Origin of the sequence: Klebsiella sp. MISC125 (assembly GCF_051131775.1) — a bacterium.
Lineage (GTDB): Bacteria > Pseudomonadota > Gammaproteobacteria > Enterobacterales > Enterobacteriaceae > Klebsiella.
This window is the reverse complement of sequence record NZ_CP180448.1, coordinates 1,044,921-1,065,696: the sequence shown is the minus strand read 5'-3', so window position 1 is coordinate 1,065,696 and position 20,776 is coordinate 1,044,921. Positions and strand designations below refer to the sequence as shown.

Genomic DNA, 20,776 nt, shown 5'->3' with positions numbered 1-20,776 from the left:
ACGAAGACGTTATTCCCTGGTGCGGAACTGTAAAATATTTACACGGTGACAACAGAATCTGTTTTGCCTTTGCATTTATCGTTAATCATGAAAATTAACAGGGCCGCAATAATATCCAGGGCGATAAAAGAGATATAAGCTCCATCATAATCACCGGTATATTTCAGACTGACGGCAACAACTGCAAAACAGCTAACCCGGAATAAACAGGCAATAGTTGAAACCAGACGGTTAGCGGCGGAAAAGTCGTAGCGGCCATACACTGTCCCAACCATCGATGTACATAGCTCTTTGATACCAGCGATACTGGCGCCAACCATTAATAGTGTGAAGTAGGTGAAGTAGTCGTTACCGCGTACCAGCAGACAAGCGTGGGTCACAGCAAAGAAAAAGGCGTAAGCGATACTGGCTTTTCGGGTGCCAACTTTCACATCTACCCAACCCCAGAAGTAGCTGAAAATAGCGCAAATCAGCGCGGCGGAGGTGAACATCCAGACGGCGGTTTCTTTATCATAGCCAACAGAAATCAGTCGCGGGATCAACTGGCTGACGACGCCAATATCCACCAGCCACAGCAGGCCGAAGCCGACGGAAATCAGCCACATTTCGCGGTCGCGGAACAGTACGCGGTAGGTAAAGGGGCTCTGATAGTCGGTCTGGGCCGCAAGGTTTGCCGCCTGCTGTTCACGAGAAATCGGTTCATTGTCCGGGTACAAACCCATTTCTTCCGGGGTATTGCGGATCCAGAATATGGAGATGATGCCAAGGGTGATTAACGTCCCGCCGACGACGGCATAAGCGCCGGGTACGCCGAAGCGGTCAAAGAGGAAAAACATAATGGGGATCAGCGTCGCGGTACAGAACGACATTCCCATGGTCGCCCAGCCGAGCGCGAGGCCTTTTTTCCTTGGAAACCAGCTATTCAGTAAAGTGGCGGGGACGTTGAAACAGCAGCCAGTAGCCAGCAGATTCATCAGCGCCAGGCCAATAGCGTATTCGGCGTAAGAGGTGACGCGGCCAAACCAGATCATCGTCAATCCCAGCGCCAGCAGGCCAAGAATAGCGACGATTTTTGCCCCTTTGCGCTTGATCATTTCAGCGATCACCAGCGCGCCGATAACGCCAATCCATCCGGCGGGCGTTGAGAAAGAGAGAAGCGTGGCGAAGTCCCAGCCGTGGAGATCGACAAAGCTTTGGACGATAACGTTCAGGCCGTCAGCGGTCCAGGCGGCGAAGTTGTAGTACATCAACATACTGAAGCCGACCATGCTCCAGCCCCAGCCGCCGAAATTACTCCGGGTGCTGGAATGATTAGCCGTTTTATCGGCAATGTTATTGGTATTTTGCATAATTCTCACCCAGTTAATAAATTTAATTACCCCCTTATCAACCGATTTATGTAATAAGGGGCGATGCTTCATAAAACATCTGCGACGGGTAATGTAATTATTGTGAAAACAAACTAACTGAAATAAGATTAACAATACGACTATAGAGATTGAAGACTAAAAATAAAAAGTGTGTTTGCAAATATGAAAAGGTTCACCGGCGTATTTTTAATGATTCGCCGCCCGTATTTGCTCAAAGGTAACAGTGTGTTGCTCAATCAAAAAATGTTTAAAAGAGGATACGCATTCGGTTATCTGACTACGGGCTGGATAATAGAGGTTTAACAACCATTGTGATGTTTTCATCTCTTTAAACAAGCAGGTCAGTTTGCCATTGCGAATATCTCGCTGCACAACATATTCCGGCAGGTAGGCTATTCCGGCCCCTGAAAGCACCGATTTTCGTAACAGGGTGCTGTCACACACCTCAAGAGATTTGGGAATTTTGAAAAAGTGACGTTCGTTATTGATCTCATAGGCCCAGTCGTTGCTGCCGGTCAGCGAGCTGGCGAACAGGCAGCGATGGTGCACCAGCTCGGATGGGTGCTGTGGCATGCCGTTCATCAGCAAATACTGCGGTGAGGCAACGGTCACGAAAGGTTCAGCGATCAGATTACGTTTCACCAGAGGGAGTTCCTGGTCCTGCTGGTGGCTTAAGGCATTGACGGCGCCGATGATGATATCGTGATCTTTCCAGCTCTGAATGCCGAAGGCGGAGACATGGACGGCGATATTTACCTGACGGTTTCCGGCCAGATAGTTGGCGACGATGGGCATCAGATATTGTTCGGCATACACCGGTGTACAGCAGATGCGAATCGTTCCCCGACGCTGGGTGGAAAAATGAGTCAGCTCATTTTTTAGCTGGCCGACCTTCTCGCCGATCAGACAGAAATTCCGATATAAATAATCACCGGCATCGGTCAGCGGCATGGCTTTGTTGTTGCGCCGATAAAGAGGACAGCCGATCTCTTTTTCCAGGTCAGACAGCCATCGTGAGCCAGAAGAAATGGATATTCCCATACGCTCTGCCGCAGATGAAATGGAACCAGTAGTGACCAGGTTTACGAAGAACATCATTCTGGTCATGATATGCGGATCGGAAAGAGCGACATCCTGCGACAAGGTGGGGGGTGACTCATCATAACGATAATCGTCACAGTACATGGTCGGTGTCTCGCTTCAGATTTGCCTGGATTTATCCTGGCAGGTAACCTGATAAGCAAATGGAAAGAATTAACATTTGCCGCGCGCCGTAGTTCACAATTCACATAATCTCACGGCTGGCGACCTGCCTCAGTCCATCAAGATCGAGCACTTCGATATTGCCGTAGTTGAGCGCCACCATCTGGCGGTCAGCGAAATGCCTGAGCGTTTTGGCAACAAAAGGACGAGAGAGGCGCAGGCATTCGGCCATAAACTGCATCGTAAAGGGAATGTGACGCTCGCGACGCGGTCCCTTTTGGCCTTCTTCACAATCCACCAGAAAAGCCGCCACGCAGGCTTCCCTTGAGGCCACTTTATGGGTGTACAGCACCCGATCCAGATCGTTAAGCCTCTCGGTGAGTGAATCTATTACTTGCATTTTGAATTCATCAAATTGAGCTAGCAACTGCGTCGCGCTGGCCCGGGGGAGAATAAGTAATTCGACATCGGTCATGGCGATGAAGTTGCGGTCTAAGGGGGTGTGCTTCCAGACAAAGTTAAACAAGATCATACGTCCTACAGGCACGTGGGTGAGCAGCGTCTGGTTGCCGTTTGCATGATGAACATTAGCAAAGAGATGACCTTTCAGCGTCCAGGCAATTGCCTCTACTTCGGCTCCCTGATGAAAGACAATACTGCCGGCTTTTTCGCTGCGAACGCGCGACTGACGCAGTAAAGCCTGCTGGAGTGCCTGTGGAAATGCGTTCCAGCCGGGAATCATCATGATGGCTTCTTCGGCGAACATAAACGCTCCTGTCCGTGAGGGGGAGGCGTTATTGTCAGCAAACAGGATGTAGTTTTTAAGCCGGGAATGCACAAGATGTGATAACTATCAAAGAGAACCGTCAGGAGCAGAAAACGTGGTCTCTTCCTGCTCCTGACAACCTGACGTATTACGCCCGGATAATAAAGGGGGAGATATTGCATGACTAAAGCGGCATCGAAACCCCGATATGGAAAAAGGTCATTCCGGCATCATTTTCGCTGTGCAAATTAAACAATAGTCGGCCGGTAACGGTGACACCGCTGACGCTATAGCTCATCATCGGACCAGCTTTGATATGTTCGACGCGTTTGCCGGCAGAATAAATACCCTCTACCCCCTGTACCGTTCTACCGTTAATCTTGTCGTCAGTCACCTGCTTAGTCCAGTTACCGATAAGCCCGGCGGTGAGGCTATTGTTGATACGATGGGTGGCAGTAACATCCAGATACCAGGTGCTACCAGAGCGGTAGTCGGTTTCGTTATTTTTCGTATTGAAGTCAAAAATATTATTAAGCGTAATCCCCCAATCGTCGGTCAGATAGCTGATGGCGATATTGGGTTCAAACGACCAATATTCCCATGAGACGTTATCCCCGGAGGTCTCTTTACGCCCGGTTGCCGCATTGCGGGTATAGGCCGTTTTGCCATCCGGTAAATAGACGGCTAACCCGGCGCCAACGTGGAAATTGTTGTGTAAATCCCAGGAAAGAGCGAGGGGGGTAATACTGGTCCCCAGCAGGCCGCTGGTATGGTCGGTGGTGTGCTGGCCGGTATTTTTTACCTGAATAAACTTATAGGGCTGTACGACCATCGCCGCATAGCGGGCACCGAGAAATTCCCAGCCGGGAACCCAGGTGGCGGCCATCACCAGCCCGACGTTTGAGAGCTTATTTTTCCCTCCGGCGATTTTCGCCGTGTCGCCGCTACCGTTTCGCACGACGCCGGTTTCATAGGTGGATGTCATTGACATATACAGCCCATCGGGCGGAAATGCGCCAGTATGGGTACCGGTGGTCGCACCGGGCTGTAACGGCGTCAGCCCTTCGGCGGCAAAAAGCTGGCAAGAAAAAGCAAGAGAAGAGGTAAAGGCTAAGGTAAGAGATAGCGTTCTGATTTTCATTTTAATCGTCCATTTTATGACCAGTGCTGGAACGATTAAAATCAAAAAAGGTACTATCCGGAATAGCATAAATAAGAACATCTTTTCGGAATATGCAAACGTAGTCAGAAATGTTAATTCGAGCTACTTTTAAATGGCTGTACTAGAAAATCTAACGTGAAACTCGAATGGTCGGCGACCATTTTCACTTGCGATACAGTGCCGATTAATCACGCTACTTAAACCCGGGAATACCCTGACCGGGGTGTGATTCCATTGTGGCTCACCAGAAAGAATTATCTCTCCAGTTCTCATGAGCGCCTGTCAATTAGCAAGACTGGATAGTCCCGTCTTGTTTATTATTTGAGTGCGTATTATTTGAATGGCATTATTTAAATAAACGCTAAACAACCATTTACTTAGTATGGATATACTAATTTTATTCGTTAACCTGTTCTGGCTAACAAACGAACAGCTCCCCAGCAGGAAACTGTCAACTCGGAAGGAAAACGTTTAGCCGCTTGTGGCTTGTTCTTACCGCCTTAACCGTTACGTTAGCTCCAGAGCAACTAACCTTGCTCATAAGTGCCTTGCTTGTGGAATGATTCTTTTTTCATTGTGTAGCAGCCTGTGCAGGCGGCTCTTTTTCAGGAGGCAGCATGCCACTCAATAAAATGAAGCGTCATGCCATACTCCACACGCTCTCTATACCTGAACGTAAACTACGCCCCTTAAAATGGCTTGCTCTTATCTCATCCCTGCTCGTTATATTACAACTGGCAATTGAGAGCCTGGTCATAAGCGAATAACGGAATAGCAATTCCTGTACAAAGACCAAATCTGGAATGATTTTCTGATATCTGTCGGGTTCAGAGCACAAAACTTAATGTATTTTTTTTCCAACAACACAATCATTACGTAGAGTTGTGCCTCTGTTGAGTTTCATAGGTAAAGACCTGACTGACAGAATCTGAATAAGGAAATGAACCATGGATAACTATACGCTGCATCGTGGCAGACTTATCGACCATATCCAGCTCGTGGTAAACGACTTTGCCGCAAGCAAAGCGTTTTACACAGCTGTTCTGGCGGAACTTAAGATCCCCCTGGTTATCACCGATGACGATTATATCTGGGCTGACGAACTGGTCATTTCGTCCGTAAAAAGTTCGGAGTCTGGAGGGGTGTCTACAGGACGGCACCATCTGGCCTTTCAGGCCGCAGACCGTGAATCGGTGAACGCGTTTTACCACGCAGCACTAAATCATGGCGGACGTGATAACGGCGCACCTGCCGAACGAACCTATCATCCCGGATACTATGCCGCTTTTGTTCTGGATCCGGACGGTAACAACATCGAAGCTGTTTACCATGGTGAGGGCGATCGCAGTGCCCGCTCTGTAGAAATCAGCTTCACTGTCTGAGAAAACAGGGAGCATATTTTCCCCTGTAGCTCCCGGTAACCGCAATGGAGAGCTTTATCTATGACCGTTATTCCGGTATCAGCCCTTGAATTGTAGTGGTTTACTGAATTTGGCCACCTGAACAGAGGTGATATGCTCATCTCAGAACAATACAGGTGTCCCAATGAAAAAAAGAAATTTCAGCGCAGAGTTTAAACGCGAATCCGCTCAACTGGTCCTTGATCAGAACTACACCGTTGCAGCTGCGGCCAGTGCTATGGACGTGGGGCTTTCTACCATGACGCGACGGGTAAAGCAGTTACGGGAGGAACGACAGGGCAAAATACCTAAAGCCTCTCCTTTAACCCCGGAACAGATTGAAATACGTGAGCTAAAGAAAAAGCTACAACGCATTGAAATGGAAAACGACATATTAAAAAAGGCTACCGCGCTCTTGATGTCAGACTCCCTGAACAGTTCTCGTTAATCGAGAAACTCAGAGCGCAGTATCCTGTGGTCACACTCTGCCACGTGTTCGGGGTTCATCGCAGCAGCTACAAATACTGGGTAAAAAGCCCCGAAAAGCCAGACGGCAAGCGGGCTGTATTACGTAGTCAGGTTCTGGAGCTGCATAACATTAGCCATGGCTCTGCTGGCGCGAGAAGTATCGCCATCATGGCAACCCTGAGAGGCTTCAGAATGGGACGCTGGCTTGCCGGCAGGCTCATGAAAGAACTGGGACTGGTGAGTTGTCAGCAACCCACCGGTATAAACGTGGTGGCCATGAACACATCGCTATCCCGAATCACCTTGAGCGACAGTTCGCAGTGACAGAGCCTAATCAGGTATGGTGCGGCGATGTGACGTATATCTGGACAGGCAGGCGCTGGGCTTACCTTGCCGTCGTTCTCGATTTGTTCGCCAGGAAACCGGTAGGCTGGGCAATGTCATTCTCACCGGACAGCAAGCTAACCATGAAAGCGCTGGAAATGGCGTGGGAAACCCGAGGCAAACCAGCGGGAGTGATGTTCCATAGTGACCAGGGTAGCCACTACACAAGCAGGCCGTTCCGGCAGTTATTGTGGCGTTACCGGATCAGGCAAAGTATGAGCCGACGCGGAAACTGCTGGGATAACAGCTCGATGGAACGCTTCTTCAGAAGTCTGAAAAACGAGTGGGTGCCAGTGACAGGCTATATAAACTTTAGCCAAGCAGCTCATGCGATCACAAACTATATCGTCGGGTATTACAGCTCGCTAAGGCCGCATGACTATAACGGTGGGTTACCTCCAAACGAGTCGGAAAACCGATACTGGAAAAACTCTAAAGCCGTGGCCAGTTTTAGTTGACCACTACAAAGACATCATCGATGAGATAACAAAATGGATTGATTCAAATTTAAACAAACCGCTGAAGATAGAGGATGTTGCTGCGCGGGCAGGATACTCCAAGTGGCATCTTCAGCGGATTTTTTTGCAGGTAAAGGAAGTTAGCCTTGGGAAGTACATAAGAGATACGAAACTTAGACTTGCAGCAAAAGATCTTATCGGGACTAATGAGGCCGTAATGGTTATTGCCTTAAAATATGGATTCGATTCTCAACAGACTTTTACTCGGGTTTTCTCTAAAAAATATAAATTACCACCATTAAGATATAGAAATACCGAAAAGAGAAAAAAATATTAACAGTTTAAAGTTATCAACCTTACGTAACATAACCAAAATAATAATTTATTCCAGCATCAAAAGTTGACGGTCATTTGGTCTAGAAGCGTCTTGTTCGGAACAAAGCTCTGCCTAGTTTTTAACATACAATGTCTAGACCATGACCTTCAGCCATTACACATCAGCCAAAATATCGACCAGAACCAGATGGATATCTCAACCATATATCCATCGTGGAAAACCATTAACATTTAGATATCTTATTTACCCTTGCAGTCGATTCATGGCACTGAGCGGAAAAGCTAACAGAGCTAAAGGTCCGCTGTGAGCGAAAAACGGACCTTCAAATGCGAACCGGTTCAATTGATTAACCTTGGCTGTCAGTCAAGCCATCGTTAACATGAATCCGATCGAAAATTCCTTATCGCATTTTTACAAATACGCAGTGGCAAGAAAGATAGATTCTGGCTCATGACAAGTAGAGTTGTTCATTTGTATAAAGAGACTTCGCCTTCAGGACGCGTTTTAAACCTGCGATGCATCCACAGGTATTGCTCAGGGGCACGGAGAATTTCACGCTCGATGACCTTGTTCATATAAGCCGCTGCGGCGACCTTGTCTTCCCCTGGATAGCCTGCCAACGGATTGCTGATATACATGTGATAACCTTTTTTATCGCTACGTCTAATCATGCTAAGTGTGATCAAGTGTGCACCAGCGAGTTTTGACAGAGCATACGTTCCGTTCGTCGTGGCTGCTTTTTTTACCGAGAAAAAAGGTGCAAAAACGCTTCCCTTAGACCCATAATCCTGGTCTGGTGCAAACCAAACGGCTTCACCTGCTTTTAGCGCATGAACAAAACCAGATAAATTACGTCGATTAATCATAGCTTTATTTGAACGCATACGCCCTTTTGTCTGTACCCATTCCATTAATGGATCATTGTGTGGGCGATACGTTGCCATCATAGGATGGCATAACCCCATTACTCTTCCACACAACTCAAGGGACATAAAATGAATCCCGACAACCATTACTCCTCTTGTCGCACCGGTCAGGTTTTCAAGCCCTTCGACATCAAACCATTTTTTGACTCTCGCATCGCTCCAGAACCAGGCCATTCCTGTTTCCATCAGTCCCAGCCCGAGAGAAACAAAGTTTTTATTGACCATCTGGCTCCGGGCAAACGGTGTCATCTCGGGAAAGCACAGTTCGATATTTCTAATCGCAATCCGTTCCCGGCGTTTCAGAAAGGGTCTGGATATTTTTCCAAGGCCAGAGCCCAGAATATGTAAAACCGGGTAAGGAAGTTGAACGAGAAGCCACAGCAGACCCAAACCAGACCAGGTAAGCCAGTGGCGAGGATGAAGTAAATTATGAGTAAAAGTCTGTGCCATAAATTTCCTTAATGCTAATGAAGGTTATAACGCAAAAGGAAAACAATGAGGCAATTCGTCTTTAGCGATACATTTTGTTTTAGATAATTTAAATTCATCTAAATTCAGGAAAAAATATTTTTCAATGACTGGTGAATAATTTAAAGAGCCAAGGGTGAATTGTAAGCCAGCAAATTTATTCTGTTATAAATCCATGGTTTTATCATTGATACTCAAGGAATTGTCTTCTTGATTCATCATCATCAAGGTACTCAAAAGAAAGAAGCCGAATTTTGGTAAGTTTATAAAACCACTCACAATCGTTTCGTTGAATAATTTCGCCTGGTTTGAAACATATCCCGGATTCCACCCGAATAATCGCATATTTACCATTACTAAACCTGACCCGGTGAATACAGAAAGGTTGGCCAGGCTGTCCGTGACAGCTGTTCGACATGATATGCCCTTCAATAAAAACAGATTTTTTAGATTTCATTATCATACCCTCGACAACAGCAGTACAGGAGGAATGTTGTCATTTTCCGACATCACTGACGTTAAGTGATCAGCCGCCGATACACCAGCATTCTGAAGGTCTGAACAACAGTCCGCAGGCAGGGCACTCAAGAACCGCATCTTTTCTTAGTTTACCTGCTTTCTGATCGGCTCTGTGTGCACATACCGGGCAGGCAACATGAACCGGTCTTTCTTTAAAATACCTGAGCCCATTTGTATAAGACATAAATAATTCTCTGAGGAATACAGTAATTATTATACGCTTTAATATAAAAATAACTGGCATAAGTTATGTTAAGTTGTGTCTGAATCAGGATATCAGATATTGAAAATTGAACGTCTTATTTATGATACACTACCCTTCCGTGAGAAATTTAAGATGAAATCAGAAGACACCCTTGACTGGTATCCGGCACAACTACCGCCTGTGAAAATTATTCTTGGCGAAGCCGTGCTGGCTGTGGGTAAACAGGGCCGACCGATTAATACCCGCACCTTGCTGGAATACCTTCAGGTCATGCAGGACAAACAAAAAAGGCGGGATGACAAAATCGCCATGCAGACTGCGATTGATGTTCTCAGGGATAATCAGCGCATTAACGGCAGACGTTAATGCACCTCCGGGATCAGTGTCAGTTCTGAATGATCTCAACCGTATGGTTTTGTCCATCATCCTTCAGCGGTATTCTGTCATCAGGGAGGAGAACACCATCCAGCGTCACGCAATATTCTGCATCGCCGCGTGAAACACTAATCTGATAATGGCTTTCACCATATTGATATGCCATAGAAAAAGACGACCACTCATCCGGTAACCTGGCATGAACACTAAAGTCAGTGCCGGAACGTTTTATCCCCAGTAATTCCTCGGTAAGTAAACGCCAGGCCCAGCCTGCGGAACCGGTATACCAGCTCCACCCTGCACGTCCGGTATGGGGAGCGACGCTGTAGACATCAGCACTCATGACATAAGGCTCAGCTTTATAAATCCCGACAGAGTCCGCATTCAGGGTATGATTTACAGGGTTGAGCATTGACCAGAGTTGCCAGGCTCGTCCGGCATTCCCCATTCGGGCAAAGGCCATCACTGCCCAGATGGCGCCATGCGTATACTGCCCTCCGTTTTCCCGCACGCCGGGCAGGTACCCCTGTATGTAGCCCGGATTTGGACCGTGTCCGTCGAAAGGAGGCGTTAACAGTTTGATCAGCCCTCCTTCGTTATCCACAAGGTGCTTATCCAGCGCCTGCATGGCCTTTGCGCACCGTCCCAGGCTCGCGGCGCCGGACAATACAGACCAGCTCTGCGCAATCGCATCAATCCGGCAGTCCTGTGAGGTTTTCGATCCCAGGGGAGTACCATCGTCAAAATACCCGCGCCGGTACCATTCCCCATCCCAGGCGTGGGCTTCGAGATTACTTTGCAGGCGCAGAGCCTGTGAACGGCACATCGCGGCGACGCTTTCATCCAGCCTGCGCTCCGCCAGCGCTGCAAACCGCTGCAAAATGTCGTACAGGAAGAAGCCCAGCCAGACGCTTTCACCTTTGCCTTCGATACCCACCCGGTTCATCCCGTCATTCCAGTCACCAGCCCCCATCAGCGGCAGGCCATGCTCCCCGAAGCGAAGTCCATAGTGAATAGCTTTGACGCAGTGTAACCAGAGTGTCTCTTCGGTGCCGCTGATGACCGGCGTGTCATAGACAGACTCTTCACCAGGCTGAAGCGAGCGTCCCTCCAGATAAGGAATGCGTATTTCCAGTGCATCCATATCCCCCGTCGTTTCAACATAGTGGCAAACAGCAAGCGGCAGCCAAAGATAGTCATCGGAACAGCGGGTACGCACACCGTTGCCGTGTGGCGGGTGCCACCAGTGCTGCACATCCCCCTCGATAAACTGCCGTGATGCACAGAGTATTATCTGTTCACGCATCCGGTCCGGAGCAGCGTGGCTCAGAGCCAGCGTATCCTGCAGCTGATCGCGAAAACCAAATGCACCGCCAGACTGATAGTAGCCACTCCGGGCCATAAGACGGCAGGCGACCGTCTGATACAACAGCCAGCCATTAACCAGTAAATTTACGGACGTGTCGGGGGTGTTAACTACGATTTTATCGAGAACATTGTGCCAGTGATTATGAATCCGGTTCAGCTCCTGGCGGACCGTATCCTCGTTCATGTAGCGGGCCAGCGTCTCCTGAGCACAAACATCATTCTCCTCTGCGCCGAGGATAAAAATAAACGTCCTCTGGTCCCCGTCAATTAATGTAACCGCCGATTGCACCGCTCCGCAGGGATCCAGACCGGCCCCCGTCTTACCAGAAAGCTTTTGCAGTTTCATAGCCGAAGGGGCGTGAAGGGAACCATTACGGCCAATAAACTCCCGGCGGTCCCCTGTCAGAGAACAGTCATTACCGCTGACGGCAAAAAATGTAGTTCGGCCGCCACCATTATCACCATAAAAGTTATTCGCAAGTATCCCGCAGCCGCCGGGCGTTCTGGCCACATGTGTCACAATGTGAGGGGCTGAGCGCGTTAGTGTTTCTCCGAGCGTCCACTCTACATAGCCTGTGACGGAAAGTTGACGTGTCCGTCCCGAAGAGTTACTGAGCGTCAGGAGCACCAGTTTAACCGGATCTTCTTCAGCAACCAGGACCGTCAACTCGCTGTCTATACCACTCTCACGATGGGCAAAAACGCTGTAGCCAAAACCATGGCGGGTCAGGTAATCACCGTGTCCGCGAACAGGTAAAGCCGTCGGCGACCAGCACTCCCCGCTCTCTTCATCGCGCAGGTAAAATGCCTCGCCGCTGCGATCGCTCACCGGATCGTTCTCCCACGGCGTCAACCGGTATTCATGGGCATTCTCATACCAGGTATAGGCCTGCCCTGCCTCTGAGATCACACTGCCAAAACGAGAATTTGCCAGTATGTTCGACCAGGGAGCCGGTGTAAGCGCATTTTCCCGAAGGACGATCTGATACTCCCGCCCATCCTGAGAAAATCCACCGTACCCATTGAAATGGCATAACTGACTGGTATCAGGGCTCCAGTCCGTATGTTGATTACGCTCGCGCACAGCACGCGGAATGAATGCCCTTGCCGGCGATTTCAGGGTATGAATACGCTGGTTAAGCTGCTCATTAATCCCCCCTGCGCGGTCATCAAGATAAAGACAGGCCACGCTCATCAAAAGCAACTTATCCTCAGCGGAGAGATGCTCACCGTTGCGGACAAAAAGCCCGCCCTTTTTATCCAGCAGACTGGCTTCAGACCCGGCATAAATTAACTCCATAATCTGATTTTGTAATCCCTGCTGGTAGCCGCCGGGGCTGTTATTCAGGATAACTAAATCAACATCCAGCCCTTTCTGTCTCCAGTAACGGTGTGCCTGAATCAGTGTGGTCACTGAGGTGATACTTTCCTCGCTGGTTATACTCAGCAGCACTATCGGCAGATCCCCTGAAATTGCCCAGCCCCACAGTCCGGACTGGCCACGCCGGTTGCGGCCGATCGCCTGGCCTTCGGCGCGCAGCTCCTGGACAGGGTAAAGCACAGCGCTGGCGAGACTATTGAACAACGTGGCATCATCTTCACTGGCGTTCATCTGGCGCAATACCACCAGACTGTGAGACCAGGCCAGTTCAAAGACGCGATCGGCGATAGGGTAATCGCGATATTTCTCCAGCAACGCCAGGCTCTGCTGACGGGTCTCGCTGATGCCATAAATGATATCAATCGTAACCGGCTGCCCCGGCTGCAGAATAATGGCGTTGCGAATTGCCAGTATCGGATCCAGCACCGAGCCCGACGTGTTGCCTAGCATCCCTCCCGTCTCTATTGCCTGTGCATTCGCAGGGTTTCTGCCACGTCCAATAAACCTTGCCCTGTCCGTTTCAAACGACACGTTATGTCGGTTATCGCCGTGCACCACCATCATGTGAAACAGGCAAGGGCCCGGTTCATCCGGTGAGCGCGGGCGCCGGTGGCAAAGAATAGCGTCACGCTCAGGAGCCAGCTCAGTCTGAATAAACAAATTGCTGAATGCCGGGTGTGCCAGATCGCTGGCATCAGGTGCCAGTACCACTTCAGCATAGGTTGTCAGCTCCAGAGAGCGAGGCTTGCGACCACGATGAATCAGTGTGAGCCGTCGCAATTCAACATCATCCTCCGGAGAGATCACCACCTGAGTTTTGACGCTGAGTCCCCCTAAGCTGCGTCTGAATTCTGCCCCCGCATCGGTGAACAACACTTCCTCGTCTTGTCCGCTGGTGTAGCCTGTTGGTTGCCAGGTATTGCTCCACACATCTCCCGTCTGGGTATCGCGGATGTAGCAGAATGCTCCCCAGTTATCACGGGTGGTATCACTGCGCCAGCGCGTTAGTGCAATATCATTCCAGCGACTGTAACCGCCGCCGCCCGCGGTCAACATCAGATGATAATGGCCGTTGGACAGGAGTTGAATATCCGGGGCGGGGGTATCCACGCTATAGAAAATACGGGGTTCATAGCGAACGGGTTTGACCATGCCCTCATGAGATTCAAAATGACGGCGCGGACTGTACAGATCGACCGCATCCGGCACGCGCTCCTGTAACAGCAGACTCGCTGACCGGAATACCGTACTGGACATAAAGCGTTCAGTCATGGGGGCATCAAGCAGCACATGAGCCAGCGCCTGAAATGCCATACCCTGGTGATGCGCCATCCAGGACTGTACCACCGCATAGAGCTGACCGGTTGCAAGACGTGAGGGGGTATAGTCCAGCGCTTCATAAAAACCGTATTCTCCGCATGCACCATTTTTTTGCAGCCTGAACAGATTCTCACAAGCTTTCTGCGGGGAAACCATCAGCGCCAGCAGCGTGGCGTAAGGAGCGACAACCATGTCATCGGCAAGTCCCCTGCGTAGACCGAGCCCCGGTACGCCAAATGCCTGATACTGATAATTATGCTGAACATCAAAAGCATGATAGCCAGACTCTGAAACACCCCATGGTACCCCGCGTTCTTTCCCCCAGTGAATCTGGCGCATAACCGCCGACTGACTCATTTCATCGAGCAGGCTGCCGGGCCAGGTGGGCATCACCAGATTCGGCATCAGATATTCAAACATGGATCCGCTCCATGACATCAGGGCAGTTTCATTATCAATCGTGGTAAACAATCGACCCAGCGCGTACCAGCTTTTAAGAGGCAGCTGATTAGTCGCAATGGCAAGAAAACTGGTCAGGCGGATTTCAGACGGCAGGAGATCGTAGTGGCTCTTGTCAGGCATATTGGTGTCACAGTTATAACCGACGCTGAGCAGACTGGTCGCTTCACTGTACAGAAAGGCGAAATCCATCCGGGCATGCTCATCCAGCCGCTGTTCCAGCTCGGTGATAATATTGAGTCGCATTCGGGCCTGCTCCGCCACTGACGCCGGAGGCGTTCCTGTACCGGTTAATGTCGGACGGGCAAGCTCGCTCAGCGTCGGCAGCGTCTGTTCATTCCAGGATGCAGGCAACCAGCCAAGCAACAGAGACCACTCATGGCAAAGCTGAACCAGTTGATGCTCCAGATGTCCAGCCCAGCGCATCTGAAGAGGAGATCCCTGATGACATGCGCTGGTCAGATGGTTGCACTGGGTGCGCATGCTTTTCAGTTCGCTGAAAAGCGCCTGCGGAGAGAGCGACACCGCGTTCAGGCAATGCTTGCGCAGCAGTCTCAGGCTGTCAGGTGGGTTCTTACCCCACTGTTTTTCCAGAATATCCAGCGTATCGTTCAGTCCTGCCAGTATCTGTTGGTTGCTTAAAACAGGCTGATGACGCATGGCGGACAGGCCTGCACGCAGGGTCAATAAATGCCCGGCCATATTGCCGCTGTCGACGCTGGAGATATAGCGTGGACTGAGGGGGACCAGCGTACGGGTGTCATACCAGTTGTAGAGATGGCCCCGGTAGTGCTCCATTTTATCCATCGTGTCGAGCGTGAGCGACACGCGCCGGAGCACCTCTCCGCCAGGCAGGTAGCCAAAGTCCCATGCCGTCAGGTTAGCCATAAGTGAAAGACCAATATTGGTAGGAGAAGTTCGGTGTGCCACCGTCGGTTGTGGTATTTCCTGATAATTATCAGGCGGAAGCCAGTTCTCTTTTGCTGTGGCAAATGTTTCAAAAAAAGCCCAGATTTCACGGCTTGTCTGGCGTAACAGCTGTTTTTGTTCCTGATTAGGCGAAAAAACCTTTCGCACGGGCTGGCGACTCAGCCAGCTCATCAGCAGCGGTGCCACACACCATACCAAACCGATCGGTAACGCAATCCCCAGCAGCTGTGGGGCAAATTGTCCGGTCAGTATTGTCAGCGCCACGCCACCGGCAGCGTTCAGCCACATCGCCTGATAAAAACGTGCAACAGTGGGTCTGGCCTGACTGCTGTCCTGGCTGTGGCTGACCCACTGGCTGAGGTGACGCCTGCTTATCCCCAGTCGCCATAGCGTCACGGCGATCGCTTTCAGCGAATATCCGGCTTCGTGCGGCAGTATCGCAAAATTAAGGCTGATACCTGACAGACGCTTTAGCGCGCCCGCCCCCACCAGTAACAGATGCGACTTCACGCGGCGACGCAGAGGTTTATGCAGAAGGTCGTGGCTAATGCAGAGGATGGCTGGCAACAACCATATCAGCAACAGTATGCCCAGCCAGTAAACCGGATTGGGTACCCAAAGCAGAGTGAAGAACAGCAATATCAGTAAGGAGGGGGCGACCAGACTGCGACGTAGATTATCGAGTAATTTCCAGTAAGAAAGCGCGGTCAGCGGATTCCTGCCCCGGGTTCCATCGGCTTTTCTGACGCGTGGTTTTAGCCAGTTAAGCAGTTGCCAGTCACCCCGGATCCAGCGTGAACGTCGTGCAACATCCGACAGATAATTATTAGGGTACTGTTCGTACAGTAACACCTCGCTCAGCAGACCCGAACGTGCATAGCATCCTTCAAGCAGATCGTGGCTGAGTACCAGATTTTCCGGGCAGATGTTCGTAGTGGCCTGCATAAAAATATCAACATCGTAAATCCCTTTGCCCACAAACGAGCCTTCCCCAAAGAGATCCTGATAGATATCCGAAGACATCATCGAATAAGGGTTATTGCCCGGTACGCTGCTGCGCAGGGCTGCGTAACGCCCCTGACCGTTGCGTGGTATCTCCTCCGCAAGACCGGGCTGTAAAATACCGAATCCTTTGACAACCCTCTGGCGTACCGGATCATACACAGGCGTATTCAGCGGATGCGCCATCGTCGCGACGAGTTTGTGTGCCGTATCGCGCGGGAGCACCGTATCGCTGTCCAGGGTAATGACGTATTTTATGTGGCCCGGTAAAAGATGGGCAGGCATGTCTGCAACGCTGACGAATTGCGTTCCGGGATGGCGCAACCAGCTGTTCAGTAACGCCAGTTTTCCCCGCTTGCGTTCATAGCCCATCCACGCTCCTTCCGAGGGGTTCCATTCAGGCTGACGATGTAACAGATAAAAACGTGGTCGGCCGGAGGGGTAGCGGCGATTAAGCGCCTGCGTATCGGCGATAGCCTTTCTGAGCAGCGCGTGACTTTCCGGCGAGGGTTCATTTTCAGAATCAGCGAAGTCTGTGAGCAGCGCGAACCTGAGATTTTCGTTTTCATTCCCCAACCAGCAAACTTCAAGACTGGTGAGGAGCTGACTGAAACTTTCGTGGCTGGTCAACATGCAGGGAATGACTAACATGGTGGCACTGTCAGCGGGAATACCGGCTGAAAAATCCATCCCCGGCAAGGGTCGAGGAACGCGAAAACGGGTGGTTGCATCACTGAGCAAATCGCTCATTAACTGAGTTAAAGCGATAATCAGAGGTAATATCATCGCGATCAATAGCCAGTCTGCGCCCTGCATGGCGGTTTCGTGCAATATTGCTGCGGTCGCTGCGGTTGTCAGCAACGCCAGGCTTCCAAGCCATGACAGCAGGGTTATTCTGTTGAAACTGTGCCGCAAGCGTATGAGCCCTGAAGTGTCTGCCAGGAGATGAATATCCAGCGCCTGTCGACCTTCGCCCGCAAGATAATAACCAACATGATGTTCCGGTGTATCGGGCGCTTTTTCCTCTGAAAACGCCAGCGCCTTCTCAGCAACCTCAGGCTCGCTGAGACCGCTGTCTCTGGCCAGAACCTCAACTACGTGCCGGTAATGATCCCGGGTATTAAAGTGCATCCGGGGATAGATGCCGGCAGGATCATTGCGTAATGCCTGTTCGACAACGCTTATCGTTTCGGCGAAATCAGCCCAGTCCGTTTCACTCAATAAACGCAGGCCCGCGATGCTGTTACTGACGGACAGCTGGCTGGCGGCAAGCTGCTGATTGAAACTATGTATGAGAACGTCAGTGGTGATCCCCTGTTCCCGAAGGCACTGATCAACCCAGGTCAGAGGTAACGACAGCGCGTTGCCATGCCCCTGCAGGCGCCGCACCAGCTCTGCGACAAACGCACTGGTTAACGGAGGTCGGGAGCGCGCCATATCGGCAACCACCATGATTAAATCACCAGGCGCACTCTCTGCGCATTCGACAATCCTTGTTATCCACGTATCGGCAAGGTTTCTGTCCTGCTGCGCTTTTATCACTTCCATACTGATACGACGAAGATTTTCAATCAGCGCCAGGCGCAGCATTCCCGGTAACGCCCAGACTTCACCCAGCGTCAGCGGTGTCACCTGTTGATAGGCAGTGAGATAGCTGGTCAGGCTGGCGGCATCCCAGCGGCCATCGCCGTGAGCAATGGCCTCTGATGCAATATGATAAATTCGTGGACAATTCAGCGGCGATACCAGCGACGGGAGACCTTTTCCAAAACTTTTCGGCAGATGCTGGCGGACAGTGCGGATTTGTTCCTCAATCAGATAATAATTGTCCAGCAGCCATTCACCGGCGGGCATGATACTGGTCTTTTTACCCGCGTTAAGCTCATAGCAGTTTTGGGTAATGACGGCCTCATTGTCGCCAAGCCGTTTCAGAAGATGATAAGGATGCTTATCCGGTGATACTTTATGAGTCCGCGCCAGCTTCTGGCCGTAGCGTTCCATCTGTACGGTCGAAAAGAGTTCTGACCGCAGCGAGCTTTCACCGGCAGGATCGTTCGCCGAAAACGTTATGTTTTCGGCAGCATTCATCAGAATACGGGAGCGGTTAAACCACGCTCTGGGGTTCATTTTCATAGCATTGCTCTGATGCGACGTTAGCGCGCAGGAGCAGTTGCGAAATCAGTTCAGAAACGTTCTCTCAGGATGGGCGTCAGGCATCAGGGATTTAACAGCTGCCGGAATCTAACATAAGTATAGGACATGAGCTCTGTTCTGCGGTTTTGGTCGAGCTAGCGTCGGGAAATAAACAGAGCCTTACATCCGGGGCAAAGCATGGTCTGATTGCGCCGGATTTTTGACAACGGTTGTGCTGATTTTAAGCCACAAACAGGACAGGCAGCAGTGGCAGTAGACGCACTGCTGAAGAATTTCATTGCGTAATTGATAACAGACATAACCATTAACCTTTCAATGAATGAGCTTCACCGTACCACATGTGGTCAATTTTTAATCTATTTATTTTGACACAATAAAAATCAGGAAAGATAAATGTTCGCAGCCACAGGCCCCCTGAGACCGTTTATCCGGCAAAACTCTATGCGCCTTCCAGGGATGAGTAATTCTGATTCGCGGGAGTTAACGGCTGAAATGTGAAGCAGAACGTCTTTTCGTCCATCAGATGGGATGATGAGGCCTTTACCACTAAGAATATCAAAGCTTTTGACAATTCCTGTCATTTTACGGGACAAGTCAATTCCTTATTGAAAACACGCAAAGACTATACATTGAAAATGGCATTCAGCCACTTTTATTTTCCCTGCAGGACCTCTGGACGGCTAAAAGATAATTTGCTTATATCGATTCCCTGTGCCTTAATGAATCCCATCAGTTCGATGTACTAATGAAAGTTAGAAATTTTCCGGGCAGTTCTCATTACCAGGCGCTATCGTTGATATCCCCTCTTTTTGAGTCCATACGTTTACTATCAATACAATGATGTATAACAGGAGTCAGTATGACCTCTAGAATTACAGGCCTGGTAAAATGGTTTAACGAAGACAAAGGTTTTGGCTTCATCTCTCCTCTTGATGGCAGCAAAGATATCGTTGTCCATTTTTCTGCGCTTAATGGCGACAACTTTAAAACTTTATTTGAAGGACAGAAAGTTGAATTCGCCATTCAGATCGGAGACAAAGGTCCTGCTGCTGCATACGTAATACTTTGCGATAAATAAATCAATGTGGATCTGCGATAACGATGAAGAATTATCCCTGAGTAGACAGACCCATAACTTAAATCAGTGAAAAATCGTTTATTCTTAATATCTAATCAGCATATTTTTCACAATTATGAGTGCACTGACCGATGTAATGAAGTGCAGGACTACTGCATAAAAATTTTAAAAGCACAAACTAACTGCTTGTTAAATAAGAAGTGCGTAATGAGCGAGGCTATCTCCGAAAGCACCACGTAATGGCTTTGACCTTAATGGCATCTGCCAGTTAACACCCACGAGAGAACAGGGTAATAGAATATGATTAAAGTCCTTGTTTTCTTTAATGCTGAATCCTGTAAAGTCATGACCGTTCTGGAAGGTATATCCTCTGTCAGGCAGGAATATCCAAACGGTGAAGAAACACATCTTCGGATTATGTCTGCAGGTTTTCCTTCCTTAACTGGCGATCATGGTATTGTTTACGTGGCTACTGACAGGGAGTTAACGTCACAGGAGATACTTGATGCGGCCAGGAAATATTTATAGCATTTTTGTCATGCTCTCTGCTCCACGTTTAATTGCATGCTTACCCTATTTATCAGAATCGAACAAAAAATGAGTTAAAAATATTTATGGCCTGCTAACAGCAGGCTTTTTTTACATTATACTTTTTTAGAAACACCTCTGTAAAGAGAGAGTAATTCGCTACCCTCTGACAAAATGCAGGTGTCTCTCCCCTGCGTGCCATCTTGCCATTTGTGAAAAACCTTGCTAAGTGGCGGCGCTAATTCACTATATGTCTCTCCTGATTTAAAGCTCATCAGGTATGACTGAAGCAATAAGTTATGAGGGTATAAAAAGGCTCTCCGGATGGCTCCTGGCATCATAGTTTTAAGTACCTTTAAAAATGCAGGGGCATTTCGTAGGAGTTAGAATTTAGTTCTTGCACATTCTTCTTAGTTTTGTCTTGCGATAAGAGATTTATATAAGTAGTCTAAACCTCGTTAATAACAATATGTACCAATCGGATTAAAATGCTCAGTAAGAAAAATCGGGTTGAT

15 protein-coding genes and 1 pseudogene are annotated in these 20,776 nt (G+C 49.4%); 6 read left to right on the top strand and 10 right to left on the bottom strand.

Going from position 1 to position 20,776, the window contains the following annotated elements:
- Positions 1-38: 38 nt before the first annotated feature.
- The 4 genes from ACMYSL_RS05070 to ACMYSL_RS05055 form a co-directional block, all read right to left on the bottom strand.
- Positions 39-1,349 (bottom strand): MFS transporter, encoded by a 1,311-nt coding sequence (locus tag ACMYSL_RS05070; protein WP_162178928.1) that lies wholly within the window; start codon positions 1,347-1,349, stop codon positions 39-41.
- Positions 1,350-1,556: 207 nt separating this feature from the next.
- Positions 1,557-2,555 carry a LysR family transcriptional regulator gene (locus ACMYSL_RS05065; protein WP_434661606.1) on the bottom strand — a complete coding sequence of 333 codons (999 nt, stop codon included), beginning with the start codon at positions 2,553-2,555 and terminating at the stop codon, positions 1,557-1,559.
- Between the two features lie 100 nt (positions 2,556-2,655).
- Positions 2,656-3,339 (bottom strand): Crp/Fnr family transcriptional regulator, encoded by a 684-nt coding sequence (locus ACMYSL_RS05060; protein WP_136455132.1) that lies wholly within the window; start codon positions 3,337-3,339, stop codon positions 2,656-2,658.
- 184 nt (positions 3,340-3,523) lie between these two features.
- A complete protein-coding gene (locus tag ACMYSL_RS05055) occupies positions 3,524-4,480 on the bottom strand; it encodes a SphA family protein (protein WP_172425397.1) in 957 nt (318 codons plus the stop codon).
- A gap of 968 nt (positions 4,481-5,448) precedes the next feature.
- On the opposite strand from ACMYSL_RS05055, the gene ACMYSL_RS05050 reads away from it, so the two are divergent.
- The 3 genes and pseudogenes from ACMYSL_RS05050 to ACMYSL_RS05040 all read left to right on the top strand — a co-directional run bounded on the left by ACMYSL_RS05050 (position 5,449) and on the right by ACMYSL_RS05040 (position 7,548).
- Positions 5,449-5,883, top strand: a complete 435-nt coding sequence (locus tag ACMYSL_RS05050; RefSeq protein ID WP_138110046.1) for a VOC family protein — start codon at positions 5,449-5,451, stop codon at positions 5,881-5,883.
- A gap of 163 nt (positions 5,884-6,046) precedes the next feature.
- A pseudogene (locus tag ACMYSL_RS05045) lies at positions 6,047-7,211 on the top strand (IS3 family transposase).
- On the top strand, positions 7,129-7,548 hold the full coding sequence (locus ACMYSL_RS05040) for a helix-turn-helix domain-containing protein (RefSeq protein ID WP_138110045.1): 420 nt from the start codon (positions 7,129-7,131) through the stop codon (positions 7,546-7,548). The pseudogene ACMYSL_RS05045 and the gene ACMYSL_RS05040 overlap by 83 nt, the downstream one beginning before the upstream one ends.
- A gap of 467 nt (positions 7,549-8,015) precedes the next feature.
- Here ACMYSL_RS05040 and lpxP read toward each other — a convergent pair whose 3' ends face one another.
- The 3 genes from lpxP to ACMYSL_RS05025 all read right to left on the bottom strand — a co-directional run bounded on the left by lpxP (position 8,016) and on the right by ACMYSL_RS05025 (position 9,645).
- The gene (lpxP, locus tag ACMYSL_RS05035) at positions 8,016-8,924 is read right to left on the bottom strand and encodes a kdo(2)-lipid IV(A) palmitoleoyltransferase (protein WP_138110044.1); all 909 of its coding nucleotides are present in this window, start codon (positions 8,922-8,924) and stop codon (positions 8,016-8,018) included.
- 202 nt (positions 8,925-9,126) lie between these two features.
- Positions 9,127-9,399 carry a hypothetical protein gene (locus ACMYSL_RS05030; RefSeq protein ID WP_434661604.1) on the bottom strand — a complete coding sequence of 91 codons (273 nt, stop codon included), beginning with the start codon at positions 9,397-9,399 and terminating at the stop codon, positions 9,127-9,129.
- A 69-nt stretch (positions 9,400-9,468) separates the two neighbouring features.
- Positions 9,469-9,645 (bottom strand): YnfU family zinc-binding protein, encoded by a 177-nt coding sequence (locus ACMYSL_RS05025; protein WP_213076229.1) that lies wholly within the window; start codon positions 9,643-9,645, stop codon positions 9,469-9,471.
- Between the two features lie 153 nt (positions 9,646-9,798).
- On the opposite strand from ACMYSL_RS05025, the gene ACMYSL_RS05020 reads away from it, so the two are divergent.
- Positions 9,799-10,032 (top strand): hypothetical protein, encoded by a 234-nt coding sequence (locus ACMYSL_RS05020; protein ID WP_004132711.1) that lies wholly within the window; start codon positions 9,799-9,801, stop codon positions 10,030-10,032.
- Between the two features lie 19 nt (positions 10,033-10,051).
- Here the strand turns inward: ACMYSL_RS05020 and ACMYSL_RS05015 are convergent, their stop codons facing one another.
- The 3 genes from ACMYSL_RS05015 to cspF all read right to left on the bottom strand — a co-directional run bounded on the left by ACMYSL_RS05015 (position 10,052) and on the right by cspF (position 19,248).
- Complete coding sequence (locus ACMYSL_RS05015; protein ID WP_434661603.1) at positions 10,052-18,634, bottom strand: GH36-type glycosyl hydrolase domain-containing protein; 8,583 nt, start codon at positions 18,632-18,634, stop codon at positions 10,052-10,054.
- A 155-nt stretch (positions 18,635-18,789) separates the two neighbouring features.
- Positions 18,790-18,933, bottom strand: coding sequence for a YnfU family zinc-binding protein (locus ACMYSL_RS05010; protein WP_434663949.1), 144 nt, complete (start codon positions 18,931-18,933; stop codon positions 18,790-18,792).
- A gap of 102 nt (positions 18,934-19,035) precedes the next feature.
- Positions 19,036-19,248, bottom strand: a complete 213-nt coding sequence (cspF, locus tag ACMYSL_RS05005; RefSeq protein WP_138110042.1) for a cold shock-like protein CspF — start codon at positions 19,246-19,248, stop codon at positions 19,036-19,038.
- A 266-nt stretch (positions 19,249-19,514) separates the two neighbouring features.
- Between cspF and ACMYSL_RS05000 the strand changes: the two genes are divergently transcribed.
- Both ACMYSL_RS05000 and ACMYSL_RS04995 read left to right on the top strand, forming a co-directional pair.
- Positions 19,515-19,733 (top strand): cold shock domain-containing protein, encoded by a 219-nt coding sequence (locus tag ACMYSL_RS05000; protein ID WP_138110041.1) that lies wholly within the window; start codon positions 19,515-19,517, stop codon positions 19,731-19,733.
- 300 nt (positions 19,734-20,033) lie between these two features.
- A complete protein-coding gene (locus ACMYSL_RS04995) occupies positions 20,034-20,261 on the top strand; it encodes a hypothetical protein (RefSeq protein ID WP_049094912.1) in 228 nt (75 codons plus the stop codon).
- Positions 20,262-20,776 lie beyond the last annotated feature (515 nt).